The organism is Cellulosimicrobium sp. CUA-896, assembly GCF_001942335.1.
Lineage (GTDB): Bacteria > Actinomycetota > Actinomycetes > Actinomycetales > Cellulomonadaceae > Cellulosimicrobium.
This window is the reverse complement of record NZ_MKKH01000001.1, coordinates 51,299-71,586: the sequence shown is the minus strand read 5'-3', so window position 1 is coordinate 71,586 and position 20,288 is coordinate 51,299. Positions and strand designations below refer to the sequence as shown.

Below are 20,288 nucleotides of genomic sequence, written 5' to 3'. Positions count from 1 at the left end.
CGCTCCCCATGGGTCCGTTGGGCGTTTCTCGCCGTGGCACTGGGCCTGGCCGTCGTCGCCGTCGTCTCGTCCTGGGGTCAGATCGTCACCGCCGCCGACAGCCTCTCGGTGGGCACTCTGCTGGCCGTGGGCGGTGCCTCGGTCGCGTACGTGCTGTGCACGCTGGCCGCCTGGCGCGTCGTGCTGGCGGACCTCGGGTCACGTCTGCCGTGGGGCGCTGCCACGGCGGTCTTCGGCCTGAGCCAGGTCGGCAAGTACGTGCCCGGTGGTGTCTGGAACGTGGTCGCCGCGGCGGAGCTCGGCGCGGAGCACCAGGTGCCTCGCCGCCGCTCGTTGGCTGCGATGCTGGTAGCCCTGCTCGTCTCCGTCGTCTCCGGCTGTGCCGTCGGCGCCGTCGCGCTGCCCTTCGTGGGGTCGGACGTGCTCGGCGCCTGGTCGTGGCTCGCGTGGGTCGCGCCGGTCTTCGTCGTCGCCCTGCTACCCCCGGTGCTCAACCGGATCGTGGGACTTGGTCTGCGTCTCGGGCGCGGTGCACCGATGCAAGGCGCGATGTCGTGGCGTGGTCTCGGCCTCGCGACGCTGTGGTCCGTGGTCGCCTGGCTCTTCGCCGGGTTCCAGCTGTGGCTGCTCGCGACGGCGCTCGGCATGGACACGAGCGCGCGAACCCTCGCTCTCGCCGTGGCCGGGTACGCGCTGGCGTGGGTCGTGGGATTCCTCGTGGTCGTGGTCCCGGCCGGCGCGGGCGCGCGCGAGGCTGTGCTGCTCGCGGTGCTGGCCGGCTCCATCTCGCACGGTGCGGTGGTGCTGACCGTGCTGTCCTCGCGCGTCGTCCTGACCGTCACGGACTTCGCCCTCGCGGGCGCCGGGCTGCTGATCGTGCGGCGTCGGCGCCCGCGGACGGTCACGGCGCGGCGACGGACCCGCAACCGATCCGCGGGTTCGCGCCGGCCGGCCAGTTGATCGCATAGACGCAGACCTCCTGCGCTCCGGCGGGCACGGGGAGCGTGAGGTCGAAACCGTGCAGCGCACCGTTGTCGTGGACCCGTTCCACGTCGGGCCGGGAAAGGTTCGCCGTCACCCCGCGCTGGAGCGCGCCGTCTACGTAGACGTGCACGTTGATCGGTTCCGGCCGATCGGGGTCCATCGCCCAGCCACGGACCCGCAGGCCCGCGGGGCCGGCCTGGGCGACGTCCAGCGCCCCGAACGGATTAATGTTCGCGATCGTCACGGGGCTGCAGCCGAGCTGGACGGTCGTGCCGCTGCTGGGGTCCTTCGCACGGGCGCAGACCTCGTGCGTGCCTGGATCGACCCGCGCCGAGAGGGCAAAGCCCACTGTCGACCGGCCTGCCGCGGACGGTCGGGGATCCACCGTGCGGCCCGCGGTGCCGGACTCGACGACCTCGCCGTCGACGGCCAGCTGAATCACCACGGGGGAGGGCGAGTCGTAGTCCCACGCCCATCCCGTGACGGTCACCGTCGGAGGCGTGACTGCCGTCGTTGCCGCCTCGCCGGAGGTCTCCGTCAGCTCCCCCACCGTCGGCGTGTCGGGCACGGAGACCGACTTGCACCCGAGTGTGATGGGCGCCGCGGTCGTCGCGTCGAGGGCTTCGACGCATACCTTGCGCACTCCGTGCGTCAGCGCCAGCGTGCGGTCGAATCCGTGGAGCTCCGAGACGCCGAACGCGCGTGCGACGTCGGGTCGTGACGTGGTCGCCCGCTCGGTGGCGACGGTCGTGCCGTCCACCAGGTAGCGAACGGTCAGCGGTGAGCCGTCGTCCGGATCGAACGCCCAGCCTCGGACCCTCGTCTCGGCGGGCGTCGCGGGATCGACCACGTCGAGTGCGCCGCGGGGCGCCGCGTTGCGCACGGTGACGTCGCCGCACCCGATCGACGGGTTGCTGCCGGCGGGCGTGTTGATGGCGTAGACGCACACGCGGTGCGAGCCGTCGCTGGCGGGAACGGTGACCGTGTAGCCGTGCGCGGCCCCGAGACCGTAGATCCGTTCGATGTCGGAACGGCTGGTCGCCGCGCTCGCGGAGCCGGCCAGCTTGCCGTCGACGTACACGTGCACCGGGATCGAGGCGGTGGTGTCACGATCGAGCGCCCACCCGCGCACGGTGAGCTGGCCCGGGGCGGGTGTGATCGAGTCGACGTGTCCGATCGGTCGCTGGTTGGTGACGGTGACGGCCTTGCACGCCAGGCGGGGGTTGCTCCCGCTGGGCTGGTTGATGGCGTAGAGACAGACCTCGTGATCGCCCGCAGAGACGGGGACGGTGGCGCTGAAGCCGGACTGGGCGCGGCCGTAGATGCGCTCGATGTCCGAGCGCGGTGTGGAAGCGAGGATCGAGACGGCGGCGCGGCCGTCGACGTACACGTGCACGTTGATGGGGCCGGGGGCGTCGCGGTCGATAGCCCAGCCGCGGACCGCGACGGAGTCAGGTCCGGAGACCGTCACGCTATCGACGTGGCCGAGAGGCAGCCGGTTGGTGACGGTGACGGTCTTGCACGCGAGGCGGGGGTTGGCCCCGGCGGGCTGGTTGATCGCATAGACGCAGACCTCGTGCTGGCCGGCCGAGACGGGGACGGTGGCGCTGAAGCCGGACTGGGTGCGGCCGTAGATGCGCTCGATGTCCGAGCGCGGCGTCGAGGCGAGGAGGGAGCGCGCCCCACGGCCGTCGACGTACACGTGCACGTTGATGGGGCCGGGGGCGTCGTGGTCGATGGCCCAGCCGCGGACGCTCACGGTTCCTGCACCTGCGGGCTCGATGGTGTCGACGTGGCCGATGGGCTCCCGCTGGACGGGCGAGCCGAACCATCGGGTGAAGTACAGGTGGAAGTTCCTGTTGCCGTAGGACGAGCACGCGTCGCCGGTGCCGTAGCCCGCCGCGAGGGCCGCCGCGTTCGGCTGGTACGGCGTGTAGTTGTACAGGCTTGCCGTGGCCTGGTTCTCGATGTGGACGCTCGACGTGCCGCACGACGCGTCGGGATGGAACCGGACCTGGTTGATCGCACCGGCACGATGGGCGTAGGACGTCGGGTAGGCCGCGTAGCGCTGCAGCTGGCGGGCGGCCGAGTAGACCTGGTTCGCGAAACCGGCGTACTCGGGGTTGCAGACGCCTCCGGTGTTGTCCGGGCAGCCGAAACCCAGCGCCCGGGAGTACGTACGGGGGGGCCTGCCGTCCGACGCCGTGACGAGTCCCTGCTCCTTCTGGAGCGTCACGAGCAGAACCTGCGGATTGATCCCGCACGCCAGCGCGACCTTGCTGATGATCGCGGCGGCGGTCTCGTTGCTCCCGCCAGCGTAGGGGCCCGGGCAGAGGGAGCTCGCTGCGCGCGTCGGCGTGCTCTCCCGGTAGTCCTTGAGGCACGTGTTTCCTGAGGTCGCCCGGCAGCCAGCTCCCTCGGCCTGGATGAACGAGGCGACCTGTGCGGCCGTCATCGACGTGGCGTCGTAGAAAACGGCATCGCTGATGATGTTGCCCGGGTCGAACGCGGTGGCGGCCGCGGTTGCGACCGTCGCAGGGTGCGACGAGTCGGAACGCGCCACCGCACGTGCGGCATCCGTCCCGCTCGTCGGTGACGATGCGTCGAGGGCGCTGCTCGGCGGCGCCAGCGTCATCGCGAGGACGGACGTCACCGCGACGGCGACGAGGCGGCGCAGGCTCACGGGATCTCGACCTCTCGCGGCGCGGAGGAACGCTGTCCGGTGGACGACTCGTAGTGCAGGACGGCGGTCCAGGTACCCGGTGCCAGCTCGCGCGACGTGATCTCGAGACCGCCGCACGACGTCGTGGTGGCGTCCGGGAGTGCGGACACCTCGTCCGACAGCGTCCTGCCGCCGTTCGAGAGCGTGAGGGTGCACGTCCCGGACTCCTCGAGGACCGCCACCCATCCCGAGGCGAGCACCGAACGTGCCGCCTCGTCGAATTCGAGGTACGCCAGCGTGACGTCCGTGGGTGTCGGCTCTGCGGAGGCCCCGTCCGACGTGTCGTCGTCCGGCCGCGTCGTCGGCGCAGGACCGTCCGTGCCGGGCTCGACCGTCGGTTCCGCCGGGGCTGAGGTGCTCGGCGTGGGCTCGGGCAGGGTCGGCGCCAGGGGGAGATCGGTGCCGGACGTTCCCGGTGCAGTGCTCGACGGGGCGTCCGACGCGGTGTCGGACGGTCCGCAGCCCGCGGTGAGGAGCACGGCCGCGATGGCCGCGCAGGCGAAGCTGCATGCGCGCGCGCCGATAGCGCTGCTGGTCACGAAGGCCCCCTAAGCCAGTCAACTGAACGGCTCGAGCCTAGGCGACGGTGCTCCGCGATCTACGGATCCTCGCCGTGTCGGCGTGGCACAGGCGGTAGGGTCGACAGTCGGCACGGCCGAGGGGCGGCGGCCGGAAGGAGTGCACGTGCGGGTCCTGCTGGATGCCACTGCTGTCCCGGCGGACCGTGGGGGGGTCGGTCGCTACGTCGACGAGCTGGTCCCCGAGCTCGCTGCCGCTGGCGCTGACCTGGTCATCGCCGCGCAGCACCGCGATGCCGACCTCTACGCTGACGCGGCGCCGTCGGTGGAGGTCGTCGCCGCACCGCGGTCGCTCGAGCGCCGCGAGGTGCGGATGGCATGGGAGCAGGTCGGTCTGCCGGCACTCGTGCGCCGCGTCCGCGCCGACGTGCTCCACAGCCCGCACTACACGATGCCGCGAGGCGTATCCGTGCCGGTGGTCGTCACGCTGCACGACGCGACATTTTTCACGACGCCGGAACTGCACCTGCGGACCAAGGCAGCGTTCTTCCGGCACGCGACACGCGTCGCGGTGCGTCGCGCGGCCGTGCTCGTCGTGCCGTCCCGCGCGACGCGCGACGAGGTGCTGCGGCTCGTGGGCGGTCGGCGTGACGACTTCCACGTCGCGTACCACGGCGTGGACCACGGCCGCTTCCGTCCCGCGCCGACCGAGGAGCAGGAGAGGGTGCGTCGCTCGCTCGACCTCGGCACGTCGTCGTATGTCGGCTTCCTCGGCACGCTGGAACCGCGGAAGAACGTGCCGGCACTCGTCCGGGCCTGGACCGCCGTGTGCGCGGGCCTGGCGGAGCCTCCCGCGCTCGTCCTCGCCGGGGGGCGGGGGTGGGACGACGACCTGGATGCCGCTGTCGAGGCCGTCCCCGACCACCTCGTGGTCCGGCGGCCGGGCTACCTGCCGCTCGGCGACCTGCCGGGATTCCTCGCCGGCGCCGAGGTGCTGGCGTATCCCAGCCTGGGTGAGGGCTTCGGGCTCCCGGTGCTGGAGGCCATGGCCTGTGGGGCGAGCGTGCTCACCACACGGGAGCTCTCGTTGCCGGAGGTCGGTGGGGATGCCGTCGCGTACTGCGGGACCGGTGAGGCCTCCATCGCCGAGGCGCTCGCCTCGCTGCTCGCGGACGCCGACGAGCGCGCGCGCCTGCGTGCGGCTGCGGTGACGAGGGCGGCACAGTTCACGTGGGCAGACGCGGCGCGCCGGCACCTGGAGGCGTACGAGACCGCGCTCCGCCGTCGGTGACGACCTGCGGAGCGCGGCTCTGACGTCCCGGTCAGCCCGCCAGCGACGCCACGTACGCCTGGACCTCCTCGTACGTCGGCAGCAGCCCCTGCTCCGCGGCCTCGGCGAGGGTCGCAGCCCCCGTGTCCTTCTCGCTGAGCAGGGGCGTGACCGGGTTGCCATGACGGTCGCTCGTCGGCCACTCCAGCCCGATCGCGGTGTCCAACGGGTTGATGCCGTGCTCGCGCGCCGGGTCGTACCCGGTGGAGCACAGGTAGAGGACCGTCGAGTCGTCCTCGAGCGCCATGAACGCGTGCCCGAGGCCCTCGCCGAGGTAGATGGCGCGACGCTCGACGTCGTCGAGGAGGACGGAGTCCCACTGGCCGAAGGTGGGCGAGCCGACGCGGATGTCGACGACGACGTCGAGCACCGCGCCGCGGGCGCAGGTGACGTACTTGGCCTGGCCGGGCGGGACGTCGGCGAAGTGGATACCGCGGACGACGCCGGCCGAGGAGACGGAGCAGTTCGCCTGCTCCAGCGCGAGCGGGTGGCCCACGGCCTGCTCGAAGGCCGGGGACTTGAACCACTCGAGGAAGACCCCGCGCGGGTCTCCGAACTGCCTCGGTGTGATCTCGAACGCGCCGGGGATCGTCAGCTCGCGGTACTGCATGTCGGGAACTCCTCGGATGGGCGGGGCTGGCCCTAGGATCCTATGCGTGAACGACACGTTGATCTCCGCCGCCACCGCCCTGTCCACCTCTCGCTGGCTCGTGGTGGGTGCCGCCGGGATGCTGGGCCGGGACGTCGTCGCCGCAGCGTCCGCCGCAGCGCCGACGTCACCGCCGTCGACCGGACGATGCTGGACGTCACCGACCCTGCCCGCGTGCACGCCGCCGTCGCCGGTCACGACGTCGTCGTCAACTGCGCCGCCTGGACGGCGGTCGACGCGGCGGAGTCCCACGAGGGTGAGGCGTTCGTCGTCAACGCCGTGGGCCCGGCGAACCTCGCTCGCGCGGCGCGGGCCTCGGGCGCGCGCCTCGTGCAGGTCTCCACCGACTACGTCTTCGAGGGGAACGCCGCGCGCCCCTACCCGGAGGACGCCCCGGTGGCGCCCCGCTCGGCGTACGGTCGGACGAAGGCTGCGGGAGAGTGGGCCGTCCGTGCGGAGACCGACGACCACCTCGTCGTCCGCACCGCGTGGCTCTACGGCGCGGGGGGCAAGTGCTTCCCGAAGACCATGGCGCGGCTCGGAGCCGAGCGCGACTCCGTGACCGTCGTCGACGACCAGCTCGGGCAACCGACGTGGACGGTCGACCTGGCCGCGCTGATCGTCCGCCTGGTCGCCGCGGACGCGCCGTCGGGGACGTACCACGGCACGTCCTCCGGCGAGGTGAGCTGGTTCGGGTTCGCCCAGGAGGTGATGCGGTCGGCCGGTCTCGGGACACGGGTGGAGTCCACGACGAGCGCGAGTTTCGCCGCGCCGGCACCGCGTCCGGCCTACTCCGTCCTCGGGCACGCCGCGCTCCGGTCGGCCGGCGTGGAGCCGATCGGCGACTGGGCCGAGCGGTGGGCCGTCGCGTCGGGTCCCGTCCTCGCGGGCTGACCCGGCGCGACGCCCCTCGTCCGGCGAGCCGGGCGTCAGTCGTCGAGCAGCGACAGCAGGTACGTGCCGTAGCCCGACTTGGTGAGTCCCGCAGCACGCTCGCGCAGCTCGTCGTCGGTGAGGAAGCCCCGTCGCCAGGCGACCTCCTCGGGGCAGCCGATCTTCAGCCCCTGCCGGTTCTCGATCGTGCGGACGAAGTCGGACGCCTCGAGGAGCGAGTCGAACGTCCCCGTGTCGAGCCACGCCGTGCCCCGGGGGAGCACCTCGACGCGGAGCTTGCCCTTCTCGAGGTAGACGCGGTTGACGTCGGTGATCTCGTACTCACCGCGCGCGGACGGCTCGAGGCTCTTCGAGATCTCGACGACGTCGTTGTCGTAGAAGTACAGGCCGGGTACCGCGTAGTTGGACTTCGGTTCGGCGGGCTTCTCCTCCAGGGAGACGGCCTTGAGCTCGTCGTCGAACTCGACGACCCCGTAGGCCGTCGGGTCGGCCACGCGGTATGCGAACACCGCGCCGCCGTCGAGGTCGTCGAACCGCGTGAGCTGGGTGCCGAGGCCGGGCCCGTAGAAGATGTTGTCGCCGAGGACGAGCGCCACGGATTCGCCGCCGACGAACGTCTCGCCGAGCACGAACGCCTGAGCCAGGCCGTTGGGCTCCGCCTGGACGGTGAACTCGATGTTGACGCCGAACTGGGAGCCGTCGCCCAGGAGACGCCGGAACTGCTCGGCGTCGTGCGGTGTCGTGATGACGAGGATGTCCCGGATCCCCGCCGCGATCAACGTCGAGAGCGGGTAGTAGATCATCGGCTTGTCGTAGACCGGGACGAGCTGCTTGCTCACCCCGAGGGTGATCGGGTGCAGTCGGGTGCCGGAGCCGCCGGCCAGGATGATTCCACGCATGCGCGCCATTGTGCCGTACCGGCGACGACTAGCGACTCCGGGCTCGGCGCGACAGCGCGACCTCGGCGAGCTCCCTGGCGTGCAGACCCAGGACGACGGACCACCGAACCGGTGCCTGGTACCAGCGTCGGTACCTGCCGCGCACGTACCGTCGCGCACTCGCGTGGTGCGCCCGGATCATCGGCTCCGGCGTGCGCTTCCACGACGTGCCCTGGGCGTGCGTCACCGTCGCGGACGGCACGACGACGTTCTCCCAGCCCGAGGAGCCCAGACGCTCGCCGAGGTCCAGGTCCTCGAAGAACATGAAGTACGCGGTGTCGAAGCCCTGCACGTCCTCGAACGCCTCGCGGCGCAGGAGCAGCAGTGCTCCTGACAGCCATCCGACGGGGCGCTCGGTGTCGTGCTCGGTCGCGTTCTCCCGGCGGTAGCGGCGCGAGATCGGGTTCGAGGGCCACGCTCTCGCGAGCAGGGCGTGGCCAGCGCCCAGCCCCAGCGACGGGATCGCCCGGGCGGACGGGTAGACGGTGCCGTCCTCGTCGAGGATCTTCGGTCCGAACGCCCCTGCCCGGGGGTGCCGCGCCGCGGCGCCCAACAAGGCGTCGAGGGAGCCGGGGTGCCAGACGACGTCGGGGTTGGCGACGACCAGCCACGGCGCCGTCGACCCGCGCGCCCCGAGGTTGGCCGCGCGCCCGTACCCCACGTTGCCGCCGGACTCGACGAGCCGTGCGGCCCCCGAGTCGACGAGCGACCGGGCGACGTCGTTGGGGGCGCCGTTGTTCACGAGGACCAGCTCGTAGGTTGCGCTCGTCGCGGTGGCGAGCGATGCCGCGAAGGCGTTGAGCTCGCCCCCGGGGTTGAAGATGACGCACACGACGCGGACGGAGGGGGCCGGGTGGCCGACGGCGGGCATGGCACGCGAGCCTAGCGGCCTCGCGACGGGTCTCGACGCCGCCGGACGACGCCGCGGGGCTGCGCGGAGCGTCGCGCGTCCGCGCGTCTGATTCGTGAGCGGGCTCCGGAGGTCGGATAGCCTCCGGAGCACTGTCTGCCGGGAGAGGACGTTCGCGTGAGAATCTCAGTCATCGGGTGCGGGTACCTCGGAGCGGTGCACGCCGCGTGCATGGCCAAGCTCGGCCACGACGTGGTCGGCATCGACGTGGATGAGGCGAAGATTGCCGCGCTCACCGCGGGCCGGGCGCCGTTCTTCGAACCCGGTCTTCCGGAGCTTCTCGCCGAGGCGACCGCCACGGGACTCTGCGCTTCGGGACCGACCTCGCGGCCGTCGCGGGCTCGGACGCCCACTTCGTCTGTGTCGGGACCCCGCAGCGCGACGGGGAGTACGCGGCGGACCTGCGCTTCGTCGACGCGGCGATCGCGGCTCTCGTACCGCACCTGCGTCCCGGAGACCTCGTCGTGGGCAAGTCCACGGTGCCCGTCGGTACGGCCGCCACGATCGCGGAGCGGCTGGAGTCAGGTTCGACCGGCGCCACACTGGCCTGGAACCCCGAGTTCCTGCGCGAGGGGTTCGCGGTGAAGGACACGCTCCATCCGGACCGCATCGTCTACGGCGTACCTGTTGGTGCCGCGGGAGAGCGTGCGGTCGAGCTGCTCGACGCGGTCTACGAGGCCCCTCTCTCGGAGCGAACGCCGCGCATCGTCACCGACTACGCGACCGCAGAGCTGGTCAAGGTCGCTGCGAACTCGTTCCTCGCGACGAAGATCTCCTTCATCAACGCCATGGCCGAGCTGTGCGAGGAGACGGGTGCCGACGTCACGCGCCTCGCGGACGCGATCGGGTACGACGAGCGCATCGGGCGCAAGTTCCTCAACGCCGGCCTCGGCTTCGGTGGTGGCTGCCTGCCCAAGGACATCAGGGCCTTCATGGCACGCGCGGGCGAGCTCGGGGCGGACCAAGCCGTCGCCTTCCTCAAGGAGATCGACGCCATCAACACCCGGCGCCGAGTACGGATGGTCGATCTCACCCGCGAGGTTCTCGACGGCTCGATCATCGGCAAGCACGTCGCGGTGCTCGGAGCCGCGTTCAAGCCGAACAGCGACGACATCCGCGACTCCCCGGCGCTCGACGTCGCCGTGCAGCTCGCCCGTCAGGCGCGCTCGTGCGGGTCACGGACCCACAGGCGGTGCCGAACGCACGTCGGCTGCACCCCGAGCTCACCGTGACCGAGTCGTTCGACGAGGCCGTCTCCGGTGCGGAGATCGTCCTCCTCCTCACGGAATGGCCCGAGTACCGCGAGCTCGACCCGGACGATCTCGCGCAGAAGGTGGCGGCTCGGCACATCCTCGACGGGCGCAACGTGCTCGACCCTCACGCGTGGCGCGACGCCGGATGGACCTACCGCGCGCTCGGGCGGCCCTGACCGGCATCTCGCGTCCCGTGAGGGCTGCCGCACGGCGTCACTACGTCACGGCGTCACACGCTCGGCCGCGCTGAGCCGCGCGAGGGCGTGCGGGTCGGTGATCGTGGTGAGCACGATGGACCCCTCGTCCTTCCACGCCCCCATGACCTCCCGGAGGACCTCCTCGGCGGGTCGGCCGGCTGACACGAGAGACCGACGTCCCGGCCGGCCCGGCGTGGTGCGCCGCAGGAGATCTCGATGCAGGACCTCCGTGAGCGATCCGATCGCCACGGCACTCGGGTCGACCGGAGGCACCCATCCGATCTGGTCGCCGTACGTCATCACGGCTGCCGCCGCGTCGACCGCCCCGGGCGGCAGGTCGCCGTCGAACGCCCGGGCGAGCGCGGGGAGCGCGACGGCGACGACGTCGTCGGCACGGCCTGCCCAGGCGTCCGGCGTCGTCGTGATCACCACGTCCGCTTTGACCGTCCCGTGACCGTTCACGATATCTGCACCGTGCGTCCCTTCCGTGTCGATAAGAATGGTCGTCGCGCCGGTCCGCCACGCGCCGAGGGCCCAGATAACCGTGCGCCAATGGACGGGCAGATCGAGTGCGACGTGAGTTCCCGGACCGACGTCGAATTCCTCGACGAGGAGGTTGGTGACCTTGTTCACCCAGTTCTCGAGCACGGCGCCGGACAGCTCGACGCGTTCGCCGTCGTCCCCGTACCAGGTGAGCCGGGGGCGGCCCGGTTCCCGCGTGATGGTGCGCAGGAGGCCGGCCACGTCCGTCGGGACGGGCGTGGAAGGGTTTCCATGAGAGTTTGCGGCGATGTGGCTATTCGACATGCGCACGAGTCTATGCAGTGCGACAATCCCTCAGCCTGCGTGGAAAACTTTCACCCTCAACCAGTTCCGGGCTATCACAATCCGGCTTGACTCTGCCGGACGACACGCGTGTAATTTCCTCATTGCAGTTTCTCGCGAACGGCATAAAGGGGCGCACGATGTGGAACATGCTTGACGGGGCGGGCAGGGACCTCCCTACGGACGCAGGGCTCGAGGTGGAGCGGGTGGCCCCGGTGCTGCCGCTGTTCGGCGAGCCGCAGGACGACACGCTCATGGGGTGGCAGGAGCGCGCGCTGTGCGCGCAGACCGACCCCGAGGCGTTCTTCCCGGAGAAGGGCGGGTCTACCCGCGAGGCGAAGAAGGTCTGCACGGGCTGCGACGTCCGCGCGGAGTGCCTGGAGTACGCCCTCGCCAACGACGAGCGCTTCGGCATCTGGGGCGGGCTGTCCGAGCGCGAGCGGCGCAAGCTCAAGCGCCAGGTCGTCTGACGGATCGTCGCACCGCATGACGCCTCCTGGTCGGCGCGCCACTCCGGGAGTGCGCAAATCCCGGGTCTCGCGAGGTCCGGGGCGCATCATCGACAGGCCATGACTTCTTCGGACCTGAGCACCACGCGCGCGACCTCCGCCTGGACGGCGCGGGTCCCGGCGCGCACCGGCGCGGCGACGGCAGGACTCGCACCGCGACCGCCGGTCGACCCCGCCGCGACGCCCGACGTCGTCTCCACCGTCACCGGGGCGCTCCCCGTGGTCGTGAGCGTGACCGCGGTCGTCGTGACCCGGGGAGGGTCGCCGTACCTGCGGCGCACGCTCGATGCGATCCGCGCGCAGACGTCCGCCCCCGACGCCGTCGTCGTCGTCGACGCGGACAGCGCGGTGACCACCGGGCAGTACCCCGAGCTCCAGCTCGGCGACGCACGCTTCCTCGCCGCCCCGCGGGCCCGCTCGTTCGGCGACGCCGTGACCTACGCCCTGGGTCACGTCGACGCGGGGACCTGGCTGTGGCTCCTGCACGACGACTGCGCGCCCGCGCCCGACGCGCTCATGGAGCTGCTGCGCGCCGTCGAGCACTCGAGCGCCGTGGCCGTGGCCGGCCCGAAGCAGGAGCGCTGGGACCCCGGCACCGGGCGGGAGCCGCGCGACCCGTTCGAGACCGGCACCGTCGGCCGGCTCGTCGAGGTGGGCGTCACGACGACGCCGCTCGGCCGGCGCATGACCGGCATCGACGACGACGAGATCGACCAGGGCCAGCACGACGCGCGCGAGGACGTCCTCGCCGTCGGGCTCGCGGGCGCGCTCGTCCGCCGCTCGGTGTGGCAGGAGCTCGGCGGGACCGACCCGGAGTACGGGCCCTTCGGCGACGGGCTGGACCTGTGCCGCCGCGCCCGCCTCGCCGGGCACCGCGTGGTCGTCGTGCCCGGCGCCGTCGTGCGCCACGTGCAGGCGTCGCTCCTCGGTCTGCGGGACCGCGGCGGGCGACGGTCGGGCGACGCCCTGCCGGACGTCGAGACGTCGTACGCCGCCCGCCGACGCGCCCAGCTGCACGCCCGGCTCACCGGCGTCGCGGGGCCGTGGGTCCCTGTCGTCGCGCTCGCGATGCTGGTCGGCGCGCCGTTCCACGCGATGTACCGCCTCCTGGTGAAGCAGCCACGGCTGGCTCGCGACGAGATCGTCGCACCGCTGTGGGCGCTCGTGCGGGTCGGACCGGTGCTCCGTGCGCGCCGCCGGGCGCGCCGGACCCGCCGGCTGCCGCGGCGCACGCTGCGTCCGCTGCAGGGCACGTGGCGGCAGGTCCTGGCCGAGCGGCGCGACCGTCGCCTCGCGCGAGCGGAGGAGCGTCGGACGGCCTGGGCGCCCACCGACATCGAGCGCCGCGAGCTCCGGTCCCTCGCGGTCCGCCGCCGCGCCGGGCTCGCCGCGACCGCGCTCGTCCTCGCGACGTTCACCGCGGTCGTGTTCGGCCCGCTGGTGGGCGTGCTGCTCGGCGGCGGTCGTCTCGTCGGGGGCGGACTCCTGCCCGCGAGCAGCACCCTCGCGGACGTGTGGCGCGCCGCCACCACGGGGTGGGTCGCGGACGGCCTGGGCTCGCCCGCGCCCGCCGACCCCTTCGTCACGGCACTGCTGCCGGCGGCGGTGCTCGCCGGGGGCTCCGCGCAGACGGCCGTCAACGTCCTGCTGCCCGCGTCCTTCCTGGCGGCCGGCCTCGGTGCGTGGTTCGCCGCCGGGGCGCTGACGCGCTCGATCCCGCTGCGTGCCTGGGCGACGCTCGTCTGGGTCGGGTCCCCGGTGCTCCTCGCGTCCGTGGGATCCGGTCGCGTGGGCGCCGTCCTCGCCCACGCCGTCCTGCCGTGGGTCGCGCTCGCCGTGGTGCGTGCGCTCGGGCTCCAGCAGGTCGACGTCGTCGCCCCGGCGACCACGGACCACGTCTCCGCGGAGCACGTGTCCGACGACGCGACGACGGTGCCCGCCGGCGTCGCACCACGGCCCGCGGTCGAGCAGGGCGGCTCGCTCGTCGCCGCGGCGACCGCGGGGCTCCTGTTCGCCGTCGTGGTGGCCGGCGCGCCGGTGCTCCTGCCTGCCGGCCTGCTCGTCCTCGTCCTCGTGGCGGTCGCCGTCCGCCGGCACCGGCGCTACCTCGCGCTCGTCCCGCTCCCGGCCGTCGCCGTGTTCGCCCCGTTCCTCGTCCACGTCGCGCGGACGCGGCCCGACGGCGGGTGGCGGCTCCTGCTGGCGGGGCCCGGCGCGCCGGTCGCCTCGCCGACGGCCGAGCCCTGGCAGCTCCTCCTCGGCGCGCGACGACGCCGGTGCCGTGGTTCGGCCTCGACGGCGGCGGCGCGCTCGACCTCCTCGCGCGGTGGGCGCCGCTCGTGAGCGGTGGCCTCGTCGTCGCGCTCGCCGTCGTGGGCGTGCTCCGGGCACGCCGCGTCGCCGTCGGCGCGTGGTTCGTCGCCGCGGTCGGGCTCCTCGCCGCGGTCCTGGCGGGGGCGACGACGGTCGCCGGCGCGGTGGACGGGCAGCCGGTCGTCGGATGGCCGGGCGCCGGGGTGTCCCTCCTCCTGCTGGCGCTGCTGGGCGCCGCGCTCTCGGGGGTGCCCCCGCTGCCGCACCGGGGTGCGGCACCGTGGCGCACGGGGTGCGTCGCGGCCCTCGCGGTCGTCGTCACGCTCGCGCCGCTCGGCGGGGTCGCGTCGTGGACCGCCGGGGTGCTCGACCGCTCGGAGCCGCGCGTGGCCGCGCTCACGGCGACCTCCGAACCGGTGGTCCCGCCGGTCGGTCGACAGATGCAGACGTCCCCGGCGCAGGCTCGCGTGCTCAGCGTGGAGCTCGCCGAGGACGGCACCGTGGAGTACGCCGCGCTCCGTGCGGACGGCCCGCAGGCCGTCGACTCGTCCGTCGTCGTGCACCGATCCCGGCTCGCCGACCCCGCGGCGGGTCAGGGCGGCCTGCCGCAGGTGGTCGCCGAGCTGACCGCCGGGACCTCCGACGACGTCGCGCCACGCCTCGCCGACCTCGGCGTCGGGGCGGTGCTCGTCCCGGCGTCGACGCCGGAGGGTCAGCCCCGGGCCGAGCTGGTGGCCCGGCTCGACATGGTCCCCGGCCTCGAGCGCATGACCGAGGGCCGGTCCGGCCTCACGTGGCGTGTCGCACCGGACGGCGACGTGCCCGCGTACGCGCGCGTCGAGACGCCGGGCGGTCCCGCGGTGCCGCTCGACGCCGACCGCGCCGCACTGCGGCCGGTGGACGTCCGGGTCGAGGACGGGGCCGAGGAGCGCGTCGTCGTGATCGCGGAGAACGCGGCGCCGGGCTGGCGCGCGACGCTCGACGGCCGTGCGCTGGAGGTCGTCGACCCGGCGGCGAGCGGAGGCCTCCAGGCCTTCGAGCTCGGCGCGACGGCGGACGTCTCGCGGTCTTCCACGCCGCGGACCACCGCTCGGCGTGGATGACGGTCGCCGGGGTGGTCCTGCTCGTGTTCGTGCTGCTCGCCGTGCCGGTCCGTCGCCGGCGCGCGGCGGCCAGGTGACGAGGGGACGGCGGACGACGTGACGGGCAGGACGCGCGGGAGCGCAGCGCAGGAACGACCGAGCGCGGGGGAGCGGCGGCGCGGTGCCGGGAACGGACGCAGGGTCGTGCGACGCCTCGTGACCACCGGCGCCGGCGTGGTGGGCATCGTCGCGCTCGGCGCGGTCGCGGCCTTCGGCGGCGACGTGGTCGACCGGCTTCCCGCGCAGCAGCCCGCGGTCCCCGTCCAGCCCGTCACCGTGACGCCCGCCGAGGACGTGGTCGTCTGCCCCGGGCCGGCACGGCTCACGGATCCCGAGGCCGTCGGCGACGCGCAGTTCGGACCCGCCCCGGTCGGCACCACGAGCACGCTGCGTGCCGCGGTCGGCGGCGCGGCGGGGGCGTCGCTCGGCGCGCTCGACGGCGGCGGGACCCAGGATCTCGCCGCGTCACCGTCGCCCGACGGGCTCGCGACGCTCGACGTCGACGCACCGACCGCGGGCGCCGCCGTGACGGTCCTGCCGGGCGACGGCGAGCCGCCGCGCGTCGCGGCCTCCGTCGGGTCGGTCACGACGGCGGGCGACCTGCGCGGCCTCGCAGCCGCCAGCTGCGGGCGCCCCGGCGTCAGCCAGTGGCTCGTCGGCGGGAGCACCGAGATCGGCAGCAGCGCCCAGCTCGTGCTGCAGAACGCCGGCCGCACCCCCGCGACGGTGCAGGTCACGGTCTGGGGCCCGAACGGGCCCGCCGTCCTCGCTGGGGGAGGGCAGCAGCTCGTGAGCCCCGGCACGGAGGTCGTGCGGCTCGTCGAGGCCTCCGCCCCGGAGCAGCGGCGCATGGTCGTCCACGTCGAGTCGTCCGGTGGGCTCGTGTCGGCGTACCTGCAGCAGAACACCCTCGACGGTCTCGTCCCGCTCGGCGTCGACTACGTCGTCCCCGGCGCGGACCCCGCCACCGACCTCGTCGTCGCCGGCGTCGTGAGCACCGGCGAGGCCGTCGACGACCCGCACGCCCCGCAGCTACGGCTCCTCGCGCCGGGCGACGAGCCCGGGACCGCGCGCGTCGTGGTCTACGGCCCGGACGGCCCCGTGACCGTGCGGGGGCTCGAGCAGGTGTCGCTCACGCCCGGCGTGGTCACCGACGTCCCGCTCGGGGGCCTCCCGGCGGGCCGCTACGGCGTGGCCGTCCACGCCGACGTGCCGGTCGTCGCCGGCGCTCGACCGACCGGCGCGGCGAGGTCGACCCGGACCTGCTGCACGAGGAGCGCCAGTACGACCGCGCGTGGCTGGCGGCGAGGCCGCTCGCGGAGGTGGGTGCGGCGCGAGCCGGACAGGTCGCCCTCGTCCCCGGCACGTCGGCCAGCCTCTCGCTGGCCGCGGTCCCCGTCGCGGCGGAGGAGGACGACCTCGCCGGAGCCGTCGAGCTCGTCGTGCGGGCGTACGGCACCGATGGTGGGCTCGTCGGCGAGCGCGCGGTGACTGTCGGGGCAGGGACCACGACGTCGCTCGACCCGGCGTCGCTGGTCGCCGAGGGCTCGCAGGACGCGCCCGCCGTCGTCACGGTCGACGTGGACGCCGCGGACGACGGGCTGGCCACGGCCTGGTCGACGCTGGTCGAGGCCGGCCCGCCCAGCGGCGACGAGGACGACACGACCCCGAGCCTGCTGTCGGTCCTGCAGCCCGTCACGGACGGATCCGTCGCGCGCGAGATCGGGGTGCGCGCCTCCGACACCGCCGGCCTCGGCGGGTGAGCCGCGGCGGTCAGCGACCGCCGTCGCCGTAGCCCGGGTCGATCTCCTCCGGGGACCGGGCGAGGAGGTGGGCGACCTGCTCCACCACGACGTCGTGGACCAGGTCGTCGAGGTCCTCGGCGTCGACGGCGCGCGCCTCGAGGGGCCGGCGGTAGAGGACGACGCGCGCGCCACGGCCCGCCTCGGCGGGGAACGTGCGCCCCAGCGGGACGCCCCCGTCCTCCCAGGGCGCCGGGTCCGACGGCGGGACGTCCTCGACCGCGAACTCGGTGCCGCGCAGCTGCTTGGCCCAGCGCCGCTCGACGAGCTCGACGGCGTCGAGGACGACGTCGTCGAACCGTTCGGCGCGCGTCCGGTTGGCCGGTGCCGACGGCGGTAGGAGCGGCCCGCGGATGCCGCGCCCCCGACGGTCACGGCGGCGCGGCACGGGTCCGTCCGTCCCGAGGCCGGGCGCCCGCGGCGGGATCACCGGGGCGTCGAGGGGAGAGACCGGCTCGACGGCGCGTGCCGCCTTCCGGCCGGCCGAGCGGTCACGAGGGCGCCGGCCGCGCCGGGCTCGGGCCGGGACCCGGGGAAGGAGAAGCCACGCACACGACGACTCTAGACCGCGCGCGCCGGACGGCGCCGCGTGTCGGCGTGTGCGCCGTGATCGGGTGCCCGGACGAAGTAAGGTCACCCCGTGAGATCCGTCAGGCAGTGCTCGCGCACGGCGTGCGTCCGTGCCGCCGTCGCGACCCTCACCTACGTGTACGCGGACTCGACCGCGGTCCTGGGCCCCCTCGCGCACCTCGCCGAGCCCCACAGCTACGACCTGTGCGCCGAGCACGCCGAGCGGTTGACCGCGCCCCGCGGGTGGGAGGTGGTCCGTCTCTCGCCTCAGTTCGTGGAGACCGGGCCGAGCGACGACGACCTGTCCGCGCTCGCGGACGCCGTGCGACAGGCGGGCCGGCCGCGGCCGGAACCCGAACCGGCCGACGTCACCGAGGTGGGGCGGCGCGGGCACCTGCGCGTGCTGCGCGCGGAGGGTGACTGACGCTGCCCTCGGTCGTCCTGCTGACGTGCGCTGGGGGCGGCATCAGGGAGACGCGGCGCCGGGCCCAGACTGCTCGACGTGGGCGCGCGGCCTCGGTGAGCGGTCGACCGGGCGGAACCGGCCGACCGACGCTCAGGAGCGTGAGGATGCGGCAGTGCTGATGTCGTACGGGTCAGTTCCCGTCGATGCCAGCAGGAACCACGCGGTGGCGCCGACGTGGGCGAACTGGAACAGCTGCAGGTCGGCGACGTCGTCCTGACCCGGCCAACCCGCGACGAGACCCTGCTCCGCGTGCACGCGGCGGCCCGCGACGTGCTGCGTGCGTGCACCGTCGGCCTGGGCGCTCTCGAGCACGCGGAGGAACCGGTCGGGCCGCGCCGACGAGCCGGGCGGCGTGCCGCGCCCGACCGCCAGGCAGAGCTGAGCGGTCTCGCCGGTCCACGCTCCCGGCGAGTAGACGGGGACGCCGTTGGCGGAGACCGTCGCGGACAGGTCCGGACCCGCGAAAGCGCTGCGGAGCTGGGCTGCCGCAAGGGCCGTGGGGCGGTCTTCCGTAAGTGCCTGTGTGTTCCGGCGATACATGAGGAGCGCGCTCTCCACGGCGGGCCGGAACAGCTCGGGTTCGACGAGCAGCCCGCGGGCAGACGCCCCGACCGACAGTACGCCGAGCCCCAGGCCAGAGCCGTCCGTGGAGCCGGCCCGGAAGCTCTGCGTGTCGGGGGCGTAGGCGCGGCGGACGTGATTCAACGCCACTTCGCGCGCGGCGGCCCATCGGCTGTCGCCGGTGACTGCGTGCAGCGCGCCGAAGAACCCGGCGCAGTCGATGTTCTGCGCCGTGGACGTCTCGGTGCGTGCTGCTCCGTCGGCATCGGTGCCGATGGTGAAACCCCCGACTGCTCCGGTTCCGCTCGTCCGGGCGACGATCCACGAGGCGATCTCGACTGCGGTGGCGAGGAGCGCCTCGTCGTCCGCGCGTTGCGATACGTGAAGAAGGGCAAGGCCCGCCCAGGCAGCGGCCCCAGTCTCGGTGGCGTCGAGTCCGAAGAGGGTCGCTGGGCTCGCGGAGCCGTCGGCAAGCATGAGCCTGCATGCTCAGTACCGTCGTAAAAGGTGAACGGTGCGGTGACGTACCCGCGACGCGTGCATCCGCGTTCGCCGGATCGGTCGTGGGTCGCGACCTGCGCGATACCACGGGCCAGCGCGTGAGCGTCGTCGAGCCGGTCCGGAAGGGATGCCAGCGCGATGGCGGCGAGGGCCGTGTCCTCCAGGAGCCCCGTGGTGAAGAGTCCGAACTCGTCCGCGAAGGACTGAAGCAGTCTCGGCGCGCCCTCCGCGGCGCCCGACGCGTCGCACGCACGCAGATGGTCGGCGGCGCGGAGCGCCGAGGTCGGAACGGCCGGAGCGGTGTCCGGACGGGCCGCGGCTTGGCCGGTTGCCGGCTCGCTCAGCATGGCGTGGACTGCGCCCATGGCCCCGAGCGCCAGCACGCTCCTGCGCGAGGGTCTCGCCACAATGCCGTCGATCATGAGTTGAGATACCGCGCCTGTGCCGCGGAATAGCCGCTGTCGGTGAGGTTGACGGTCTGGATACCGGCGGAGCGGTACTCCTGCAGATCGGTGGTGTTCGCGATGCGCGCGCCGCGTCCTCCGATCACGATGAACGAGGCGCCATCGCTCTGCCGACGGATGATGAGCATGTCATCGACCTCCTTGAGGGTCTGGTCCTGCTGGACTGCAGCGAGGATCGTGGGGATCTGGGCGATACGGCGGTCTCCCGGACAGACCTTCCCGTAGGCCGTCGAGTAGCGCATGCCGTCCGGGTGGCGCCAGGGGTCGACGCCCAGCCGGTGCGAGGAGATGCCGAAGGACGAGGGCCCAGGCACGGAGTCCTCGGCGAGGCGGGGCGGGATCGAGCGATGGCTCTGGAGGATCCACCGGCAGAGCCTGCCGAGCGAGGTGACCTGCGGGGGCGTCCAGGCGGGCGGCTGGCCGCTCGTCCAGAGCCGGCCGTACCCGTCCCACGTCTCGATCGACACGGTCGCGTCGTTGCCCTGGTAATCGGCGGCCGAGTAGTACTTCGTGTCGATGTACTGCTCGACGACCCCGTCCTCGCGCACGTAGAAGTGCGAGCAGGGGTTCCCCGGTCGGGAGAAGTAGGGGTACAGCGACTGGGCATCCGTGACGGCGGTGTGCAGGTTGACCCGGTTGCGCAGCGATGCCAGACGCTGGTTGGCGTGCGGGATCAGCTTGAGCACCGCGGCGGGGTATAGCGCCACCTTTGTCAGCTCCAGGGCAGGTCGGGTCGGTAG

Annotated in this window: 18 protein-coding genes and 1 pseudogene; 10 read left to right on the top strand and 9 right to left on the bottom strand. The window is 73.5% G+C overall.

Features of this window, described 5'->3' with window-relative positions; genetic code table 11:
- Positions 1–33: 33 nt before the first annotated feature.
- The gene (locus BJF88_RS00325) at positions 34–960 is read left to right on the top strand and encodes a lysylphosphatidylglycerol synthase domain-containing protein (protein ID WP_255371599.1); all 927 of its coding nucleotides are present in this window, start codon (positions 34–36) and stop codon (positions 958–960) included.
- Here the strand turns inward: BJF88_RS00325 and BJF88_RS00320 are convergent.
- Together BJF88_RS00320 and BJF88_RS00315 are read right to left on the bottom strand one after the other, a co-directional pair.
- The gene (locus tag BJF88_RS00320; RefSeq protein WP_083648734.1) at positions 902–3,667 is read right to left on the bottom strand and encodes a hypothetical protein; all 2,766 of its coding nucleotides are present in this window, start codon (positions 3,665–3,667) and stop codon (positions 902–904) included. The two genes, BJF88_RS00325 and BJF88_RS00320, sit on opposite strands and share 59 nt — an antisense overlap.
- Positions 3,664–4,245, bottom strand: a complete 582-nt coding sequence (locus BJF88_RS00315; RefSeq protein WP_075827324.1) for a hypothetical protein — start codon at positions 4,243–4,245, stop codon at positions 3,664–3,666. Before BJF88_RS00315 ends, BJF88_RS00320 begins: the two co-directional genes overlap by 4 nt.
- Before the next feature lie 139 nt (positions 4,246–4,384).
- Here BJF88_RS00315 and BJF88_RS00310 point away from each other — a divergent pair, with 139 nt between their 5' ends.
- Positions 4,385–5,515, top strand: a complete 1,131-nt coding sequence (locus BJF88_RS00310; protein WP_369824420.1) for a glycosyltransferase family 4 protein — start codon at positions 4,385–4,387, stop codon at positions 5,513–5,515.
- 31 nt (positions 5,516–5,546) lie between these two features.
- Here the strand turns inward: BJF88_RS00310 and BJF88_RS00305 are convergent, their stop codons facing one another.
- On the bottom strand, positions 5,547–6,164 hold the full coding sequence (locus BJF88_RS00305) for a dTDP-4-dehydrorhamnose 3,5-epimerase family protein (protein WP_075827323.1): 618 nt from the start codon (positions 6,162–6,164) through the stop codon (positions 5,547–5,549).
- Positions 6,165–6,350: 186 nt separating this feature from the next.
- Here BJF88_RS00305 and rfbD point away from each other — a divergent pair, with 186 nt between their 5' ends.
- Positions 6,351–7,097: a dTDP-4-dehydrorhamnose reductase gene (gene rfbD, locus BJF88_RS00300; protein WP_369824419.1), complete on the top strand. Its 747-nt coding sequence runs from the start codon at positions 6,351–6,353 to the stop codon at positions 7,095–7,097.
- A 35-nt stretch (positions 7,098–7,132) separates the two neighbouring features.
- On the opposite strand, the gene rfbA is transcribed toward rfbD, so the two are convergent.
- Together rfbA and BJF88_RS00290 are read right to left on the bottom strand one after the other, a co-directional pair.
- Positions 7,133–7,996, bottom strand: coding sequence for a glucose-1-phosphate thymidylyltransferase RfbA (gene rfbA / locus BJF88_RS00295; protein WP_075827346.1), 864 nt, complete (start codon positions 7,994–7,996; stop codon positions 7,133–7,135).
- Between the two features lie 28 nt (positions 7,997–8,024).
- Positions 8,025–8,906, bottom strand: coding sequence for a glycosyltransferase family 2 protein (locus BJF88_RS00290; RefSeq protein WP_075827322.1), 882 nt, complete (start codon positions 8,904–8,906; stop codon positions 8,025–8,027).
- A gap of 156 nt (positions 8,907–9,062) precedes the next feature.
- Here BJF88_RS00290 and BJF88_RS00285 point away from each other — a divergent pair.
- A pseudogene (locus BJF88_RS00285) lies at positions 9,063–10,374 on the top strand (UDP-glucose/GDP-mannose dehydrogenase family protein).
- Between the two features lie 45 nt (positions 10,375–10,419).
- On the opposite strand, the gene BJF88_RS00280 reads toward BJF88_RS00285, so the two are convergent.
- Entirely contained in the window at positions 10,420–11,202 is a 783-nt protein-coding gene (locus BJF88_RS00280) for a TIGR03089 family protein (protein WP_083648733.1), read from the bottom strand.
- A gap of 158 nt (positions 11,203–11,360) precedes the next feature.
- On the opposite strand from BJF88_RS00280, the gene BJF88_RS00275 reads away from it, so the two are divergent.
- The 5 genes from BJF88_RS00275 to BJF88_RS00255 all read left to right on the top strand — a co-directional run bounded on the left by BJF88_RS00275 (position 11,361) and on the right by BJF88_RS00255 (position 16,947).
- On the top strand, positions 11,361–11,690 hold the full coding sequence (locus BJF88_RS00275) for a WhiB family transcriptional regulator (RefSeq protein ID WP_075827345.1): 330 nt from the start codon (positions 11,361–11,363) through the stop codon (positions 11,688–11,690).
- Between the two features lie 99 nt (positions 11,691–11,789).
- Positions 11,790–14,072, top strand: a complete 2,283-nt coding sequence (locus BJF88_RS00270) for a glycosyltransferase (protein ID WP_075827320.1) — start codon at positions 11,790–11,792, stop codon at positions 14,070–14,072.
- On the top strand, positions 14,006–15,145 hold the full coding sequence (locus BJF88_RS00265; RefSeq protein ID WP_075827319.1) for a hypothetical protein: 1,140 nt from the start codon (positions 14,006–14,008) through the stop codon (positions 15,143–15,145). The genes BJF88_RS00270 and BJF88_RS00265 overlap by 67 nt, the downstream gene beginning before the upstream one ends.
- A 195-nt stretch (positions 15,146–15,340) precedes the next feature.
- On the top strand, positions 15,341–16,675 hold the full coding sequence (locus BJF88_RS00260; RefSeq protein ID WP_139315837.1) for a DUF5719 family protein: 1,335 nt from the start codon (positions 15,341–15,343) through the stop codon (positions 16,673–16,675).
- Positions 16,672–16,947, top strand: a complete 276-nt coding sequence (locus BJF88_RS00255; RefSeq protein ID WP_139315836.1) for a hypothetical protein — start codon at positions 16,672–16,674, stop codon at positions 16,945–16,947. Before BJF88_RS00260 ends, BJF88_RS00255 begins: the two co-directional genes overlap by 4 nt.
- Positions 16,948–16,957: 10 nt before the next feature.
- Here BJF88_RS00255 and BJF88_RS00250 read toward each other — a convergent pair whose 3' ends face one another.
- Positions 16,958–17,374: a metallopeptidase family protein gene (locus tag BJF88_RS00250; protein ID WP_075827344.1), complete on the bottom strand. Its 417-nt coding sequence runs from the start codon at positions 17,372–17,374 to the stop codon at positions 16,958–16,960.
- Between the two features lie 252 nt (positions 17,375–17,626).
- Between BJF88_RS00250 and BJF88_RS00245 the strand changes: the two genes are divergently transcribed.
- Complete coding sequence (locus BJF88_RS00245) at positions 17,627–17,980, top strand: DUF3499 domain-containing protein (RefSeq protein WP_075827316.1); 354 nt, start codon at positions 17,627–17,629, stop codon at positions 17,978–17,980.
- A gap of 132 nt (positions 17,981–18,112) precedes the next feature.
- Here the strand turns inward: BJF88_RS00245 and BJF88_RS19365 are convergent, their stop codons facing one another.
- Together BJF88_RS19365 and BJF88_RS17880 are read right to left on the bottom strand one after the other, a co-directional pair.
- On the bottom strand, positions 18,113–19,060 hold the full coding sequence (locus tag BJF88_RS19365) for a hypothetical protein (RefSeq protein WP_075827315.1): 948 nt from the start codon (positions 19,058–19,060) through the stop codon (positions 18,113–18,115).
- 442 nt (positions 19,061–19,502) lie between these two features.
- Positions 19,503–20,234 carry an N-acetylmuramoyl-L-alanine amidase gene (locus BJF88_RS17880; RefSeq protein WP_158068848.1) on the bottom strand — a complete coding sequence of 244 codons (732 nt, stop codon included), beginning with the start codon at positions 20,232–20,234 and terminating at the stop codon, positions 19,503–19,505.
- Positions 20,235–20,288 lie beyond the last annotated feature (54 nt).